The sequence below is a fragment of the Nonomuraea sp. NEAU-A123 genome, from assembly GCF_018603905.1.
Classification (GTDB): domain Bacteria; phylum Actinomycetota; class Actinomycetes; order Streptosporangiales; family Streptosporangiaceae; genus Nonomuraea.
Genome location: NZ_JAHFZZ010000007.1, coordinates 414,847 through 429,314, shown reverse-complemented (window position 1 = coordinate 429,314; position 14,468 = coordinate 414,847). Strand labels below are relative to the sequence as shown.

The window sequence follows — 14,468 nt, the reverse complement described above, 5'->3', positions numbered from 1 at the left end:
CGCCGTTCGACACGGCGTTCGTTGGCCCGGCGCAGAGTGCCGCGAGCCGCCGCTTTGGCGTTGCTGCTGGCCTCCGCTACGGCGTGTGCTAATGACATTCCCAAGGCCGATTGGTCTAAGGGTCTGCTTCCCGAGCACATCACCAGCCAGGGCGACATCGTCCAGAATCTTTGGAACGGGGCCTGGGTCGCCGCACTCGCCACGGGCGCCGTGGTCATCGTCCTGATCATCTGGGCTTGTTTGTTCCATGTGAAGCGCAAGGCCAAGGCCGAGCTCCCGCCGCAGGTCCGTTACAACCTGCCGATCGAGATGCTCTACACCTTGATCCCGCTGGTCATGGTTTCGGTGTTCTTCTTCTTCACCGCGCGCGACAGCCGGGATCTGCAGGTGCTCTCCGGCCACCCTGATGTCAAGGTCAAGGTGGAGGCGTTCCAGTGGAGCTGGCGGTTCACCACGACGGTCAACGGCAAGACGCTGAAGCCGGTCGTGGGCCAGCCCGTGAGCGACTACAAGGCGGGCCCGCAGCTTGTGCTGCCCGTCGGCAAGACGGTGGAGTTCGAGCTGGAGTCACCCGACGTCATCCACTCCTTCTGGGTGCCGGCGTTCCTGTTCAAGCGTGACGTCATCCCCGGCCTGGCCAAGGACAACAAGGGCCGCTTCTTCGAGATCAAGACGCTCGAGAAGACCGGCGTCTTCGCGGGCCGCTGCGCCGAGCTGTGCGGCGTCGACCACAGTCGCATGCTCTTCTCGGTGAAGCTCGTTCCGCAGGCTGAGTACGACCAGTACATCGCGACACAGGCTGGGAGCGCTCAGTGACCGCCATCCAAGAGCCACTCTCGACAACCGCCAGGCCCGTCACCAAGGGCCAGGTGATCGTGAAGTGGATGTCCAGCACCGACCACAAGATCATCGGTCACCTCTATCTGATCACGTCGTTCGCCTTCTTCCTGATCGGCGGCATCATGGCGCTGATCATGCGGGCCGAGCTGGCGCAGCCGGAGCTGCAGTTCACCAGCAACGAGCAGTTCAACCAGCTGTTCACCATGCACGGCACGATCATGCTGCTGATGTTCGCGACGCCGCTGTTCGCCGGCTTCGCCAACGAGCTGATGCCGCTGCAGATCGGCGCCCCCGACGTGGCCTTCCCGCGCCTGAACATGGTGAGCTACTGGCTCTACCTGTTCGGCAGCATCATCGCGGTGTCGGGCTTCTTCACCCCCAACGGCGCCGCCTCCTTCGGCTGGTTCGCCTACACGCCGCTGTCGACCGCGATCAGCTCGCCGGGCATGGGCGGTGACCTGTGGATCATGGGCCTGGCGCTGTCGGGCCTGGGTACGATCCTCGGCTCGGTGAACTTCATCACCACGATCATCACCATGCGCGCGCCGGGCATGACCATGTTCCGGATGCCGATCTTCACCTGGAACATCCTGCTGACCAGCATGCTCGTGCTGATGGCCTTCCCGGTGCTGGCCGCCGCGCTGCTGGCTCTGGAGGCCGACCGCAAGCTCGGCACCCACGTCTTCGACGCGGCCAACGGAGGGGCGCTGCTGTGGCAGCACCTGTTCTGGTTCTTCGGCCATCCGGAGGTCTACATCATCGCGCTGCCGTTCTTCGGCATCGTGAGTGAGATCTTCCCGGTCTTCAGCCGCAAGCCGGTCTTCGGCTACATCAGCCTCGTGGCCGCGACGATCTCGATCGCCGGCCTGTCGATCACGGTCTGGGCGCACCACATGTTCCCGACCGGGCAGGTGCTGCTGCCGTTCTTCTCGTTCATGACGTTCCTCATCGCGGTGCCGACGGGCGTGAAGTTCTTCAACTGGATCGGCACGATGTGGCGAGGACATCTCTCGTTCGAGTCGCCGATGCTGTTCTCGATCGGCTTCCTGATCACCTTCCTGCTGGGCGGCCTGACCGGCGTCATCCTGGCCTCGCCGCCGCTCGACTTCCAGATCAGCGACACCTACTTCGTCGTGGCCCACTTCCACTACGTGGTCTTCGGCACGGTGGTGTTCGCGATGTTCGCGGGCTTCTACTTCTGGTGGCCCAAGTTCACCGGCAAGATGCTCGACGACAAGCTCGGCAAGGTGCAGTTCTGGCTGCTGTTCATCGGCTTCCACACGACGTTCCTGATCCAGCACTGGCTGGGCGTCATCGGGTTCCCGCGCCGCTATGCCGACTACAGCCCCGCCGACGGCTTCACCGACCTGAACCTGATCTCGTCGGTCGGCGCGTTCGTGCTCGGCCTGTCGGTGCTGCCGTTCTTCTACAACGTCTGGAAGACCGCGCGCAGCGGGCAGAAGGTCACGGTCGACGACCCGTGGGGCTACGGCAACTCGCTCGAGTGGGCGACCTCCTGCCCGCCGCCGCGGCACAACTTCACCTCGCTGCCGCGGATCCGGTCTGAGCGTCCCGCGTTCGACCTGCACTACCCGCACGTGTCCGCCAAGAGGCCCCAGGAGGTCGAGGCCTGATGAAGGTTCAGGGTTGGCTGTTCCTGCTGTGCGGCCTGTTCTTCGCCGGTGTCGACGTCGCGTACTGGTTCTGGACCAAGGCGGAGTCGGGTCACGGAGAGCCGGTCGGCACCACGGCCATGGCCATCTCGGTCGGCTTCGCGTTCATGATCGGCTACTACCTGATGTTCACGGCGCGGCGCATCGGCGCCCAGCCGGAGGACAACAAGCAGGCCGAGATCAGCGACGGCGCCGGTGAGATCGGCTTCTTCAGCCCGAGTAGCTGGTGGCCGCTGTTCCTGTGCCTGGCGGCGGCGTTCGCGTTCGCCGGGTTCGTGATCGGGTTCTGGATGTTCCTGATCGGTGTATTTCTGATCATCATGGCCATGATCGGATTCGTGTTCCAGTACTACCGGGGTAACTTCTCGCACTAACGGCGAGGCTTACGGCGGGTGTCCTCTTCTGGGAGGGGGCGCCCGCTTTTTGCTGTTCTTTGCCGGGGGGCGGATGTGACGAATCGATCACTCAGGGTAATAAGTGAGGGGAATGGAGCGATCTCGGACGGGGGAGTGCACGTGGGGCGCTTGGCTCATGGATCGGCCGGACTGCTGGCTCTGGCTCTGCTGGCGTCGTGCTCGGGGTCCGAGACCGGCACTACCGGAACCGCCGGACCGGCGGGCACCGCCAGCGGTACGGCCGCAGGCGGAGCGGGGAAGCCGGTGGCGGCGGCCACAGTGGTGGTGAACCCGCTCAATAAATCCGAAAATATCCCTACAGACCACACTGTTGTCGTCGCCGCCCAGTCCGGCACGCTCAAGAGCGTCAGCATCCAGGGCGGCAAGGCGGGTCAACTGCCGGGCGTGCTCAGCGCCGACGGCACCAGTTGGCGCAGCACCCGGATCGCCAAGCCGGGCACCACGTACACGATCACCACGGTCGCCGCCGGCGCCGACGGCAAGACGGCCGAGACCACCAGCACGTTCTCGACGGTCAAGGCGGACAAGTTCTTCGACCTCGAGACGGTGACGCCCAACAAGTACGACACCGGCCTGACGGTCGGCGTCGGCATGCCGGTCATGATCACGTTCGACCGGCCGATCACCGACCGGGTGGCGGTCGAGCGCAACCTCACCATCCGCAGCTCGAAGCCGGTCGAGGGCGCCTGGCACTGGTTCGACGACCGGCACGTGGACTTCCGGCCGGTGAAGTACTGGCCCGCCCACACCAATGTCCGCCTGGAAGCCCACCTGGCCGGGGTACGGGGCGCCGAAGGCGTGTACGGCAAGCGCGACTTCGCCTACAACTTCAAGATCGGCCGTGAGCAGATCACCAAGGGCAGCACCAACGTCCACATGCTGACAGTCCGCCGCGACGGCAAGAAGATCCGTACCATGCCGATGAGCGCCGGCCAGGGCGGGGCCTGGAAGTACTACACGACCTCCGGCGTCCACCTGGCCATGTCCAGGGAGCCGGTGACCGTCATGACCTCACCCGGCATCGGGCCCGGGTCGCCGGGCTACTACCAGCTGACCGTCTACAACACCGTACGCATCTCGAACAGCGGCGAGTACATTCACAGCGCGCCATGGTCGGTCGGCTCGCAGGGCTACTCGAACGTGAGTCACGGCTGCGTGAACGTCAGCCCGGACAACGCGGCCTGGTTCATCAAGAACACGCTGATCGGGGATCCGATCATCATCACGGGCTCGCCCCGCCCGCTGGAGCCGACCAACGGGTGGGGGCACTGGCAGGAGAGCTGGAAGGAATGGCTCAAGTGGAGCTCGCTCAAGGCGGCACCGACGACGCACTTCCACTGACGGCTCCCGTACGCCCTCGTGACGGCCTCCTGGGCGGCCGACGTCGCCCCGGCGGCCTGCTGAGAGAGTCGACGTGTCAGCGGCCTACTGAGCGGGCCAGCGGCCTGCTGAGCGGGCCAGCGGCCTGCTGAGCGGGCCGACGTGTCAGCGGCCTGCTGAGAGAGCCGACGCGTCAGCGGTCTCCTGAGCGGGTCGGCGTGTCAGGCGGGGCGGACGGAGCGGCTGGTCGCTATCCAGCGGTCCAGGGTGGCCGAGCCGTGGCCGGAGTCGACGGCCTGGGCGGCGCGGGCGTAGGCGTCGATCATGGCGGCGTCGAGGTCGTCGCCGGGCCCGTCCAGCGCCACCAGGGCCGCCGCCGCGTTGAGGAGCACGGCGTCGCGCACCGGGCCGGCCTTGCCGCGCAGGAGGTCATGGACCGCCTGGGCGTTGAAGCCGACGTCGCCGCCCCTGAGGGCGTCCGCGTCGGCCCGGGGGATGCCCAGGACGGCGGGGTCGAAGACGGTCTGGGTGGCGGCGCCGTCCTTGACGATCCAGACCGTGGAGGTCGTCGCGATCGTCAGCTCGTCGAGGCCGTCGTCGCCGCGGAAGACCAGGGCGGAGACGCCGCGCTCGGCGAAGACGCCCGCGAGGATCGGCAGCATGCGCTTGTCGAAGACACCGATGGCCTGGGCCGCGGGGCGGGCCGGGTTGGTGAGCGGGCCGAGGAAGTTGAAGATCGTCGGGACGCCGATCTCCTTGCGCGGCGGCCCGGCGAAGCGCAGCGCGGGGTGGTAGACGGGGGCGAAGCAGAAGGCGATCCCCGCCTCGCGGGCGACGTGGGCCGTCTGCTCGGGCGTCAGGTCGAGGTGGATGCCGAGGTGCTCCAGGACGTCGGCGGCGCCGCACGAGGAGGAGGCGGCGCGGTTGCCGTGCTTGACCACGCGGGCGCCCGCGGCGGCGGCCACGATGGCGGCCATCGTCGAGACGTTCACCGTGTGGGCGCGGTCGCCGCCGGTGCCGACCACGTCGACGACCGGGCCCTCGATGTGGAGGGGGGTGGCCAGCTCCAGCATGGTGCGGGCCAGGCCCACGACCTCGGCCACCGTCTCGCCCTTGGCCCGCAGCGCGATCGCGAACCCGGCGATCTGGGCCGACGTCGCGGAGCCGGACATGATCTCCCGCATCGCCCAGGACGTCTCGTCGGCGGTCAGATGCTCACCTGACAGGAGAGCCGAAAGCAGGGCGGGCCAGGTCGTCCGGGCATCCACGGAAGGCACCTACTTCGCGTTGAGTCGGGTCGAGGCGCGGCGGCGCATCAGGTCGGCGACGGTGTCGGCCAGCACCATGGGCTCCAGCGGCTGCGGGACCACGGCGTCGGCCTTGGACCAGTCGGCCAGCCAGCGGTCGTCGCGCCTGGCGATGATCAGGCAGACGGGAGGGCAGTCGTAGACCTCGTCCTTGGCCTGGCGCGAGACGCCCATGCCGCCCGCCGGCTGGGTCTCGCCGTCGAGGACGGCCACGTCGATCTCGCCGGAGCCCAGCCACTGGTGCACTTTGGGCTCGGTGGCGCACTCCACGATCTCCACGAAGGGGACATCGGCGGCGGGTCGCCGGCCGATCGCCAGCCGTACCTCTTCACGGGTGGCGGCGTCGTCGCTGTAGACGAGGACCCTCATCGTGTCGTCGGTGCTCACGGTCGCGCTCACTATCGGTCGAAGCGATATGGTCACCTGGAATCGTACCGGTGCCCCGGCCCCCAAACCCAGGCCGCTGCCTCTAGCGGTCGTTTTGTCCCTATTTTCTTGGGTTGTTGGCATGTTTGTCGCTGCTACGGGGGGGTCGTGCGTCGGACCGGCTACAGAAGCCGCAATAATGCTGCCCGTGGCGACAGCATCCGCAATAACTTCGACGACGACAGCACAGCCGTACCGCAGACCCAATCTGGTCAGCGTCGGTACGATCGTCTGGCTGTCCTCCGAGCTCATGTTCTTCGCGGCGCTGTTCGCGATGTACTTCACCATCCGGTCGGTGAGCGAGGGCAAGGGCCTCGTGTGGAGCCCCGCGCTCGTCATGCAAGGCGTGGAAGCCGAAGGCGCTCACCTGAACATCCCGTTCGCGACGGCGAACACGATCATCCTGGTTCTGTCGAGTGTGACGTGCCAGATGGGCGTGTGGGCCGCGGAGAAGGGGCAGGTCGGCAAGCTCCGCTTCTGGTACGTCGTCAGCTTCCTGATGGGCGCGGTCTTCGTCGCCGGTCAGCTGTACGAGTACGGCGAGCTGGCGAAAGAGGGCGCGACCCTGTCCGCGAACGCCTTCACCTCGGTGTTCTACCTGACGACGGGCTTCCACGGCCTGCACGTGACGGGTGGCCTGATCGCGTTCCTGTTCATGCTGGGACGCACGTACGCCGCGAAGCGCTTCACGCATGAGCAGGCCACCAGCGCGATCGTCGTGTCCTACTACTGGCACTTCGTCGACGTCGTCTGGATCGGCCTTTTCGCGACCATCTACATTATTCGTTAAGGAACGGGATCTCTGTGACTAGGATCACCGCTTGGCGGCGGCATCCCCTCGCGAGATACGCCGTCCTGATTTTCGCGTTGGCGCTGGTCGGGATGGCATACACCGCCTTTGTCCAGGTGGGCAAGCCTGCCGACGCGGCACTCGCGTCAGGCAGGGTCGACGACGTGGCCGAGGGTAAGGCCCTGTTCGAGGCACACTGCTCCAGCTGCCACGGGCTCAACGCGCAGGGCATCACCGGCAAGGCCCCCACGCTCATCGGCGTCGGTGCCGCGGCCGTCGACTTCCAGGTGAGCACGGGCCGCATGCCCGCGGCCGACTCCGGCGCCCAGGCGCCGCGCAAGCCGCTGCCGGACTGGGTCAACCCGGACGCGATCAGCAAGCTCGGCGCCTACGTGCAGTCGCTCGGCGGCGGCCCGCAGGTGCCCGGCAAGGAGCAGGTCGACGCCAAGCTCGGCGACGCGGGCAAGGGCGGCGAGCTCTTCCGCGCCAACTGCATCCAGTGCCACAACTGGGTCGGCGCGGGCGGTGCGCTGACCCGAGGGAAGTACGCCCCCAACCTGAACCTGGCCTCTCCCACGCAGATCTACGAGGCGATGGTCACCGGCCCGCAGGCGATGCCGGTCTTCAACGACTCGACGATCACGCCTGAAGAGAAGCGCAGCATGATCGCCTACATCACCCAGGTTCGCGCGCAGAAGGACCCTGGAGGTTTCGGCCTCGGACGTATTGGCCCGGTCACCGAAGGTCTCGTAGCGTGGATCGCGGGCCTCAGCGCCCTCGCCCTCGCAGCCATCTGGATCACCGCGAAGAAGCGACAGAAGTCATGACAGACAACGAGCACGAGATCGAGCAGCCGGACGAGCGCGTTCCCAAGCGCGTCATCGGCACTCCTGTGCCGGGCACCTCGATGCTCGGCACCCCCGAAACGGCGGAAGCCGAGGTCGAAGTCCCGGGCGTGACGCTGCAGGACGAGACGAAGGCGCGCAAGGCCGAGAGGATCGCGGCGCTCTGCTTCGCGGTCACGTTCCTCGCGGGCATCGCGTTCATCATCTCCTACGTCTACTTCCAGGTCGGCAGCCCGGAGAGCACAGGCGTCTCCAACCTCGCGCTCGGCAGCACGCTGACGCTGGCGCTGCTGGGGCTGGCCTGCGGCATCGTGGTCTGGGTCCGCATGATCATGCCCAAGTACGCCCTGGTCCAGGAGCGCCATCCCATGGTCTCCGCCGAGGACGACCGTGAGTACGTCGCCGAGACCTTCGTGCAGGGCGCCAACGAGAGCGGCTTCGTCAAGCGCAAAATGCTGCGCCGCACGCTGCTGCTCGCGGCCGCGCCGCTGGGCCTGCTCCCGGTGGTGCTGCTGCGCGACCTGGACAACTCCAAGATGCCCGGCGCCGACTTCAACAAGACGCTGCGGCACACGGTCTGGGGCGAGAAGACCAAGGACGGCAAGCCGCTCAGGCTCGTCGTGGAGGGCACCGGCCAGCCGATCCGCGCGGCCGACTTCAACTCGCCGGGCGGCATCCTGTCGGTGGTGCCCGAGGGCTACCAGCACGACCTGAACGCCCTGGCCAAGGCCACGCTGATCCTGATCAAGTTCCGCCCTGAAGAGATCAAGTCGGGCGTCAACCAGAACTGGACGCACGACGGCATCGTCGCCTACTCCAAGATCTGCACGCACGTGGGCTGCCCGGCGGCCCTCTACGAGCAGACCACCCACCACATCCTCTGCCCCTGCCACCAGTCGACCTTCGACGCCGCCGACGGCGCCAAGGTCATCTTCGGCCCGGCCGCCAGGCCGCTGCCGCAGCTGCCGATCACGGTCGACGGCGAGGGATTCCTCATCGCCAAGGGGGACTTCAGCGTGCCGCCCGGTCCCAGCTACTGGGAGCGCGGCGACGCCGAAGCCGAGGCCAGGTCCAAGGGAGGCCAGGCATGAGCGAGCTGACCACCGTTCCCAAGGCCATCGCGGGCCCGTCCAACTTCCTGGACGAGCGCCTCGGCGCGGCCAATTTCCTCAAGCGCAATTTCCGCAAGGTCTTTCCCGACCACTGGTCGTTCCTGCTGGGTGAGATCGCGCTCTACTCCTTCGTCATCCTGCTGCTGACCGGTACGTTCCTGACGTTCTGGTTCAAGCCCAGCATGGGGGAGATCCCCTACGACGGCTCGTACGCCCCGCTCAAGGGCGTCATGATGTCCGAGGCCTACGCGTCGTCGCTGGAGCTCAGCTTCGACGTCCGGGGTGGACTGCTCATGCGGCAGATGCACCACTGGGCGGCCCTGATGTTCGTGGCCGGCATGACGGTGCACGCGCTGCGGGTGTTCTTCACCGGCGCCTACCGCAAGCCGCGCGAGCTCAACTGGCTGATCGGCGTCGGGCTGCTGACGCTGGCGCTCCTCGAGGGCCTGACCGGCTACTCCCTGCCTGACGACCTGCTGTCCGGCGCCGGTCTGCGGATCACCGAGGGCGTGGCGATCTCGCTGCCGCTCGTGGGCACCTACATCACGTTCTTCCTGTTCGGCGGCGAATATCCGGGTGAGGATGTCATCGCCCGGTTCTTCTCGCTGCACATCCTGCTCATCCCGGGCATCATCCTGGCGCTCGTCTCCGCCCACATGGTGCTCATGTGGACGCAGAAGCACACCCAGATGCCCGGCAAGAACCGCAACAACCACAACGTGGTGGGAGCGCCCTTCTACCCGGCCTTCATGGCCAAGGCGGGCGCGTACTTCCTGTTCACGTTCGCGGTGGTGGCCGGGCTGGCGACGTTCGCCCAGATCAACCCGATCTGGCTGTTCGGGCCCTACACGCCCGCCGACGTGTCGGCCGGTTCGCAGCCCGACTTCTACATGGGCTTCCTCGAAGGCGCGCTGCGCATCATGGTGCCGTGGGAGATCAACCTGTTCGGCACGGCCCATGCGGGCACACTGCCGCTCAGCGTCATCATCCCGGCGCTGGTGCCGATGGGCATCATCATGACGGGCCTGGCGCTCTATCCGTTCATCGAACGCTGGGTCACGGGCGATCACCGCGAGCACCACGTCGCCGACCGCCCGCGCAACAACCCGCACCGCACCGCGATCGGCATGACGGCCATCACGTTCTACGGCCTGCTCTGGCTGCTCGGCGCCAACGACGAGATCTCGGCGAACTTCCAGATCAGCCTCAACGTCACCACGATCGTAGGGCGGTGGCTGATCTTCCTGGGGCCCGCGCTGGCGTACCTGATCACGTATCGCACGTGTCTCGGCCTTCAGCGCTACGACGCGGCCGTCGTCTCGCACGGCGTCGAGTCCGGCGTGATCAAGCGGCTGCCGCACGGCGAGTACATCGAGCTCCACACGCCGCCGGACGATGACCTCGAGGCGCACGTGCGGGGCAAGGAGCCGGTGCTGATGCTGCCGGTCGCGCCCGACAGCTCGGGCATCCCGCCGAAGGGGATGCGTGGCCCGCTCGGCAAGCTGCGCGCCCTCATGTCCAAGGCGTACGGCGGGGAGAAGATCCCGCTCGACGATGGGCATGGGCATGGACACGAGCATGAAGACGAGCACGCGGCTGTCGGCGCCGGCGATGACCATACGCTGACGCGGTAGTTCTTCCTCTTCATCTCCGGGCCCGGACGGATCCTCCGTCCGGGCCCGCTCTTTTGGCGCGCTCCGTGTGCTCCGTGCGCTGCCGTGGCCAGGACGGGCCGCCTCGAGACGGCCGCCGAGCCAGGCGGGTCCCTATGGGGCGGGGACTATGGAGGCCAGCAGCGTGCTGAGCATCTCCCGCCGATCCGGCCACGGGAACAGTGGAACGCTCGCGGTCAACGACGCGTACCCATGCAGGGACACCCACAGAGCGGTGGCCGCCACCTGCGGCGACCGGCTCGCCGCGTAGCCGTTTTTCGCGGGGCCGTGCTGCGCGCGGTCGTGCTGCGCGGGGTTGTCTTCCGCGCGGCCGTGCTGCGAGGGGTCGTTCTGCGCTGGGCTGTCGTTTGTGCGACGGTCTTGCGCAGGGCTGTTCTGCGCGGTGCCGTCGTTTGCGCTGGCGTCTGTCGCGCTGCAGTCCCCTGACCTGCTGCTGCCGTTCGCGGGGTCGTCGTTTGCGCGGTCGCTCTTCGTGTAGTCGGCGACCGCCTCGATCAGCCGGGTGAATGCCTGGCCGCCCGACAGATCCTCCAGCCGCGCCGCTGAGCCGGTGGGCTCTGCGGTGTTGTGTCTGCCGAACGCCACCCGATAGCGATGCGGCTTGCTCTCGGCGAAGTCCAGATACGCCTCGCACAGCTTCCACAATCGCCTCGCGGGATCGGTCTCGCCCTCGACGGTCGTGACGAGCGCCTCATCGAGTTCGGTGAACGCCTGCGCCACTACCGCGCCGATGATCTCCTCGCGGTCGGCGAAGTGGGCGTAGATCGACGGGGCGGACACCCCTGCCTGGCGTGCCACCCCCCGGAGCGTGATCGCATCCTCGCTGCCCGCCTGCTCCAGGAGCGCGGTCGCCGCCGCGATGATCTCGCCGCGCAGCCGGGAGCCCTCTCCGCGCCTGTTCCGTGTGCGGTGCGTCTCACTGCTCATGCAATGACTTTACATCCGTTAGCTCATTGATGTAACCTTACGCTCGTTAACTTAAAAGGAGATCAAGCATGAGCCAGGTAGTCGACCAGATCGAACGGGCCGTCGACATGACGGCCACCATCGTCACCGGCATCGCCGCCGACCAGTGGGACCGGCCCACGCCGTGCGCGGGCTGGGACGTCCGTACGCTGCTCAACCACGTGGTGGGCGGCATGCAGATCTTCGCCGCCGAGCTCGACGGGACCGACCCCGGTGCCGACCACGAGGCGGACTGGCTGGGCGCGGACCCCGTGGGCGCGTACGAGAAGGCGGCGGCGGCCGACCGCGCCGCGTGGCGCCGTCCCGACGCGCTGCAGCAGACCGTGCACATCTCCCTCGGCGCCCTCCCCGGGCCGCTGGCCGCCGTGGTCCACCTGACGGAGATCCTCGTACACGGCACCGACCTGGCAGTCGCCACCGGCCAGGAGCCCCTGGTCGACGAGGAACTGTGCGGGGACCTCCTGGTGACGATGCGCTCCATGGGCATCGACGCCTACCGGATCCCCGGCGTGTTCGACCCCGAGATCCAGACCACCGAAGACGCATCGCCACACCGACGACTCCTGGCCTTCCTGGGCCGCGCCATCTGACCTCCCATGACGCCCGACACACAAACGCCCGCCGCAGAGCAACCGCCGAAATGCGGTGTGCGGCTGGCGTGGGGCGAGTGGTGGAGAGTCGGCGAGCGCTGGAGATGAGGCGAGACGGTCACGTTGTGGCGAGCGGCCGACGCGGGGCCGCGCGGCCGACAAGCCGGACGTGGGTCGGACGCGGGCTGACCGGAGCGCCGACACGCCGGATGTGGGTCGGACGAGGGCTGGCCGCAAGGCCCGACAGGCGCCGGACGTGGGCTGAACACTGGGCCGACGTGCGGCCGACGCGGGTCGACGTTGGGCCGATGTGCGGTGAGCAGCCGACCGGAAGCCACGGTCTCACCGTCTCGTCACGGCGCCCAGCCCCGGACACCTCAGGACCGTACCCCTGGACAGAGCCCAGCTCCGCACCCGCATTGGGGCCCACCGTGCCAGCCGTAAAAAAGCAAAAAGGGTTTTGGTTAGTCGCTTTCTCCGAAGCCGATGGAGAACGCCGCGTCGAGGTCGTGCTTGGAGTAGGTGCGGAAGGCGATGTGGGTTTCGGTGTGGAGCACGCCGGCCACCTTGTTGAGGCGCCCCGGGATCACCTCGGCGATCTGCTCGTAGGCGGCCACCCGCACCATCGCCAGCAGGTCGTATTCGCCGGTGATGGAGTAGACCTCGCTGACCCCGTCGATCTCGGCGATCGTCTGGGCGACCTCCGGGATGCGGTCTACCTCGGCATTGATGTGGACGATAGCCGTGACCATGGGCCAACTCTAGCGGCCCTGATCGAGGCCGCGGTAGGCGAGGTCGATGCGGGCTTTGTGGCGGGCGGCGCCGTGGGCGGGCAGGCTCCACTCGCCCTCGACCTCCACCAGGCGGACGCCCGGCGACTCCAGCCAGCGCAGGATGCACTCGGTCTCTTCGGCGCTGGCCGCGTGGACGGGCCCGGGGCCGGGGATGACGTTCTCGGCCGTGGCCACGAGGGACTGGACGTAGGGGACGGGGTGGGCGCCGCGCGGCATGACGCCGGCCGCGCTGAGCCGGCCGTAGCGGACGACGTGGATGTCCCAGCCGCCGTCGAAGGCCGGGCTCGCGGCCACCAACTGGGGGATGCGGGTGATGGCCGTGAGGCGCTGCATGCGGGCCGCGGCGCGGACGAAGGCCGCGAGGCGGTCGCGGTCGATGGAGGCCTCCTCGTAGCGCTGCTCGACCGAGAGGCGTTCCATGCGGGCCGACACCGCGGAGAAGACGGCCGAGGCGTCGAGGGTCATGGCCCGGCGGGCGGCCTGGGCGTGGAGCGCGTAGTCGAGCCGGCTCTCCTTGCCCTCGCACGGCGCTCCGCAGCGGCCCATCTCATACAGGACGCAGGCCGCGCGCTGGGTGCGCAGGCTGATCGGCTGGGTGCACTGGCGCAGCGGCACCGCCTCGTGCAGGGCGATGCGGGCGTCGTCGGCCGAGCGGCTGCTGGAGAACGGGCCGAGGTAGGCGGCGCCGTCGTCCTTGAGCTCGCGGACGATCGACAGGCGGGGGAACGGCTCGTCGGTCAGCTTGAGCCAGACGACCTTCTCCGGGAAGCGGGACCGGCGGTTGTAGCGGGGCTTGGCGCCGCCGATCAGGCGTAGCTCGCGTACCTCGGCTTCGAGGGCGGTGGTGCAGACGATGTGGCGGACCCGCTCGGCGATGCCGATCATCTCGCGGATGCGCGGGCGGGTCTCGCTGGCGGTGAAGTAGGAGCGGACGCGGTTGCGCAGATTGGTGCTCTTGCCGATGTAGAGGACCTCGCCGCGTTCGTCCTCGAAGAGGTAGACGCCGGGGGAGTGCGGCACCGAATCGGCCAGGTGGCGCTTGCGCTGCTGCTCGGGGGTGGGGGCGCGGACGAAGGACTTCAGCTCTTCGAGCGTGTTGACCTGGAAGGACCCGGCCCGCTCGATCAGGCCGTGGAGCACGTGGACGGTGGCCCGGGCGTCCTGCAGGGCGCGGTGGCAGGGATCGGTCGGGCTGCGGAAGAACCTGGCCAGCGTGGCGAGCTTGGCGTTGGGCGTCTCGTCACGGGTCAGCACGCGGCGGGCCAGGTCGACGGTGTCGACGACCGGGTTGGCCGGCGGGGGATAGCCGTGGGCGGCGCAGGCCGCCTTGACGAAGCGGGTGTCGAAGCTGGCGTTGTGGGCGACCAGAGTCGTGCCGCGGATGAACTCGAGGAAAGCCGGCAGCACCGACTCGATGCGCGGCGCGGCCACCACCATGGCGTCGGTGATGCCGGTCAGCACGGAGATGAACGGCGGGATCGGCCCGCCGGGATCGACCAGCGTGGAGAACTCACCGACCACCTCGCCCGCACGCACCTTGACCGCGCCGATCTCGGTGATCATGTGATCGGCCGGAGAACCCCCGGTCGTCTCGAGGTCGAACACGACGAACGTGACGTCGCTCAGCGGCGTGCCGAGCTCGTCGAGAGTGCCTTGAACCGGATCCACGAACCAAGACCATAGAGAGGAAGACCGACAGTTACCCGTTGCGAACGA

General features: G+C 67.9%; 14 protein-coding genes. 9 read left to right on the top strand and 5 right to left on the bottom strand.

What is annotated here, in order from left to right; all coding sequences use genetic code 11:
* The first annotated feature begins 21 nt into the window (after positions 1-21).
* The 4 genes from KLK06_RS24165 (at position 22) to KLK06_RS24150 (ending at position 4,270) form a co-directional block, all read left to right on the top strand.
* Complete coding sequence (locus tag KLK06_RS24165; protein WP_250905892.1) at positions 22-816, top strand: cytochrome c oxidase subunit II; 795 nt, start codon at positions 22-24, stop codon at positions 814-816.
* Positions 813-2,474 (top strand): cytochrome c oxidase subunit I, encoded by a 1,662-nt coding sequence (ctaD, locus tag KLK06_RS24160; RefSeq protein ID WP_214637835.1) that lies wholly within the window; start codon positions 813-815, stop codon positions 2,472-2,474. The genes KLK06_RS24165 and ctaD overlap by 4 nt, the downstream gene beginning before the upstream one ends.
* Positions 2,474-2,887, top strand: a complete 414-nt coding sequence (locus KLK06_RS24155; protein WP_214637834.1) for a cytochrome c oxidase subunit 4 — start codon at positions 2,474-2,476, stop codon at positions 2,885-2,887. Before ctaD ends, KLK06_RS24155 begins: the two co-directional genes overlap by 1 nt.
* A 141-nt stretch (positions 2,888-3,028) precedes the next feature.
* Positions 3,029-4,270 (top strand): Ig-like domain-containing protein, encoded by a 1,242-nt coding sequence (locus tag KLK06_RS24150; protein WP_214637833.1) that lies wholly within the window; start codon positions 3,029-3,031, stop codon positions 4,268-4,270.
* A gap of 200 nt (positions 4,271-4,470) precedes the next feature.
* Here the strand turns inward: KLK06_RS24150 and trpD are convergent, their stop codons facing one another.
* The gene (gene trpD / locus KLK06_RS24145) at positions 4,471-5,517 is read right to left on the bottom strand and encodes an anthranilate phosphoribosyltransferase (RefSeq protein ID WP_214637832.1); all 1,047 of its coding nucleotides are present in this window, start codon (positions 5,515-5,517) and stop codon (positions 4,471-4,473) included.
* A gap of 9 nt (positions 5,518-5,526) precedes the next feature.
* Complete coding sequence (locus KLK06_RS24140; protein WP_214638065.1) at positions 5,527-5,925, bottom strand: hypothetical protein; 399 nt, start codon at positions 5,923-5,925, stop codon at positions 5,527-5,529.
* Positions 5,926-6,121: 196 nt separating this feature from the next.
* Between KLK06_RS24140 and KLK06_RS24135 the strand changes: the two genes are divergently transcribed.
* The 4 genes from KLK06_RS24135 to KLK06_RS24120 are packed head-to-tail and all read left to right on the top strand — an operon-like array spanning position 6,122 to position 10,363.
* Positions 6,122-6,772, top strand: coding sequence for a heme-copper oxidase subunit III (locus tag KLK06_RS24135; RefSeq protein WP_214637831.1), 651 nt, complete (start codon positions 6,122-6,124; stop codon positions 6,770-6,772).
* A 14-nt stretch (positions 6,773-6,786) separates the two neighbouring features.
* Positions 6,787-7,599: a cytochrome c gene (locus tag KLK06_RS24130; RefSeq protein ID WP_214637830.1), complete on the top strand. Its 813-nt coding sequence runs from the start codon at positions 6,787-6,789 to the stop codon at positions 7,597-7,599.
* A complete protein-coding gene (locus KLK06_RS24125) occupies positions 7,596-8,708 on the top strand; it encodes a ubiquinol-cytochrome c reductase iron-sulfur subunit (RefSeq protein WP_214637829.1) in 1,113 nt (370 codons plus the stop codon). The genes KLK06_RS24130 and KLK06_RS24125 overlap by 4 nt, the downstream gene beginning before the upstream one ends.
* Positions 8,705-10,363: a ubiquinol-cytochrome c reductase cytochrome b subunit gene (locus KLK06_RS24120; protein WP_214637828.1), complete on the top strand. Its 1,659-nt coding sequence runs from the start codon at positions 8,705-8,707 to the stop codon at positions 10,361-10,363. Before KLK06_RS24125 ends, KLK06_RS24120 begins: the two co-directional genes overlap by 4 nt.
* Before the next feature lie 132 nt (positions 10,364-10,495).
* Here the strand turns inward: KLK06_RS24120 and KLK06_RS24115 are convergent, their stop codons facing one another.
* Complete coding sequence (locus KLK06_RS24115; protein WP_214637827.1) at positions 10,496-11,329, bottom strand: TetR/AcrR family transcriptional regulator; 834 nt, start codon at positions 11,327-11,329, stop codon at positions 10,496-10,498.
* 68 nt (positions 11,330-11,397) lie between these two features.
* On the opposite strand from KLK06_RS24115, the gene KLK06_RS24110 reads away from it, so the two are divergent.
* The gene (locus KLK06_RS24110) at positions 11,398-11,958 is read left to right on the top strand and encodes a TIGR03086 family metal-binding protein (RefSeq protein WP_214637826.1); all 561 of its coding nucleotides are present in this window, start codon (positions 11,398-11,400) and stop codon (positions 11,956-11,958) included.
* A gap of 464 nt (positions 11,959-12,422) precedes the next feature.
* Here the strand turns inward: KLK06_RS24110 and KLK06_RS24105 are convergent, their stop codons facing one another.
* Positions 12,423-12,710 carry an Lrp/AsnC family transcriptional regulator gene (locus tag KLK06_RS24105; RefSeq protein WP_214637825.1) on the bottom strand — a complete coding sequence of 96 codons (288 nt, stop codon included), beginning with the start codon at positions 12,708-12,710 and terminating at the stop codon, positions 12,423-12,425.
* A gap of 9 nt (positions 12,711-12,719) precedes the next feature.
* Positions 12,720-14,420, bottom strand: coding sequence for a DEDD exonuclease domain-containing protein (locus tag KLK06_RS24100; RefSeq protein WP_214637824.1), 1,701 nt, complete (start codon positions 14,418-14,420; stop codon positions 12,720-12,722).
* Between the last annotated feature and the right edge of the window lie 48 nt (positions 14,421-14,468).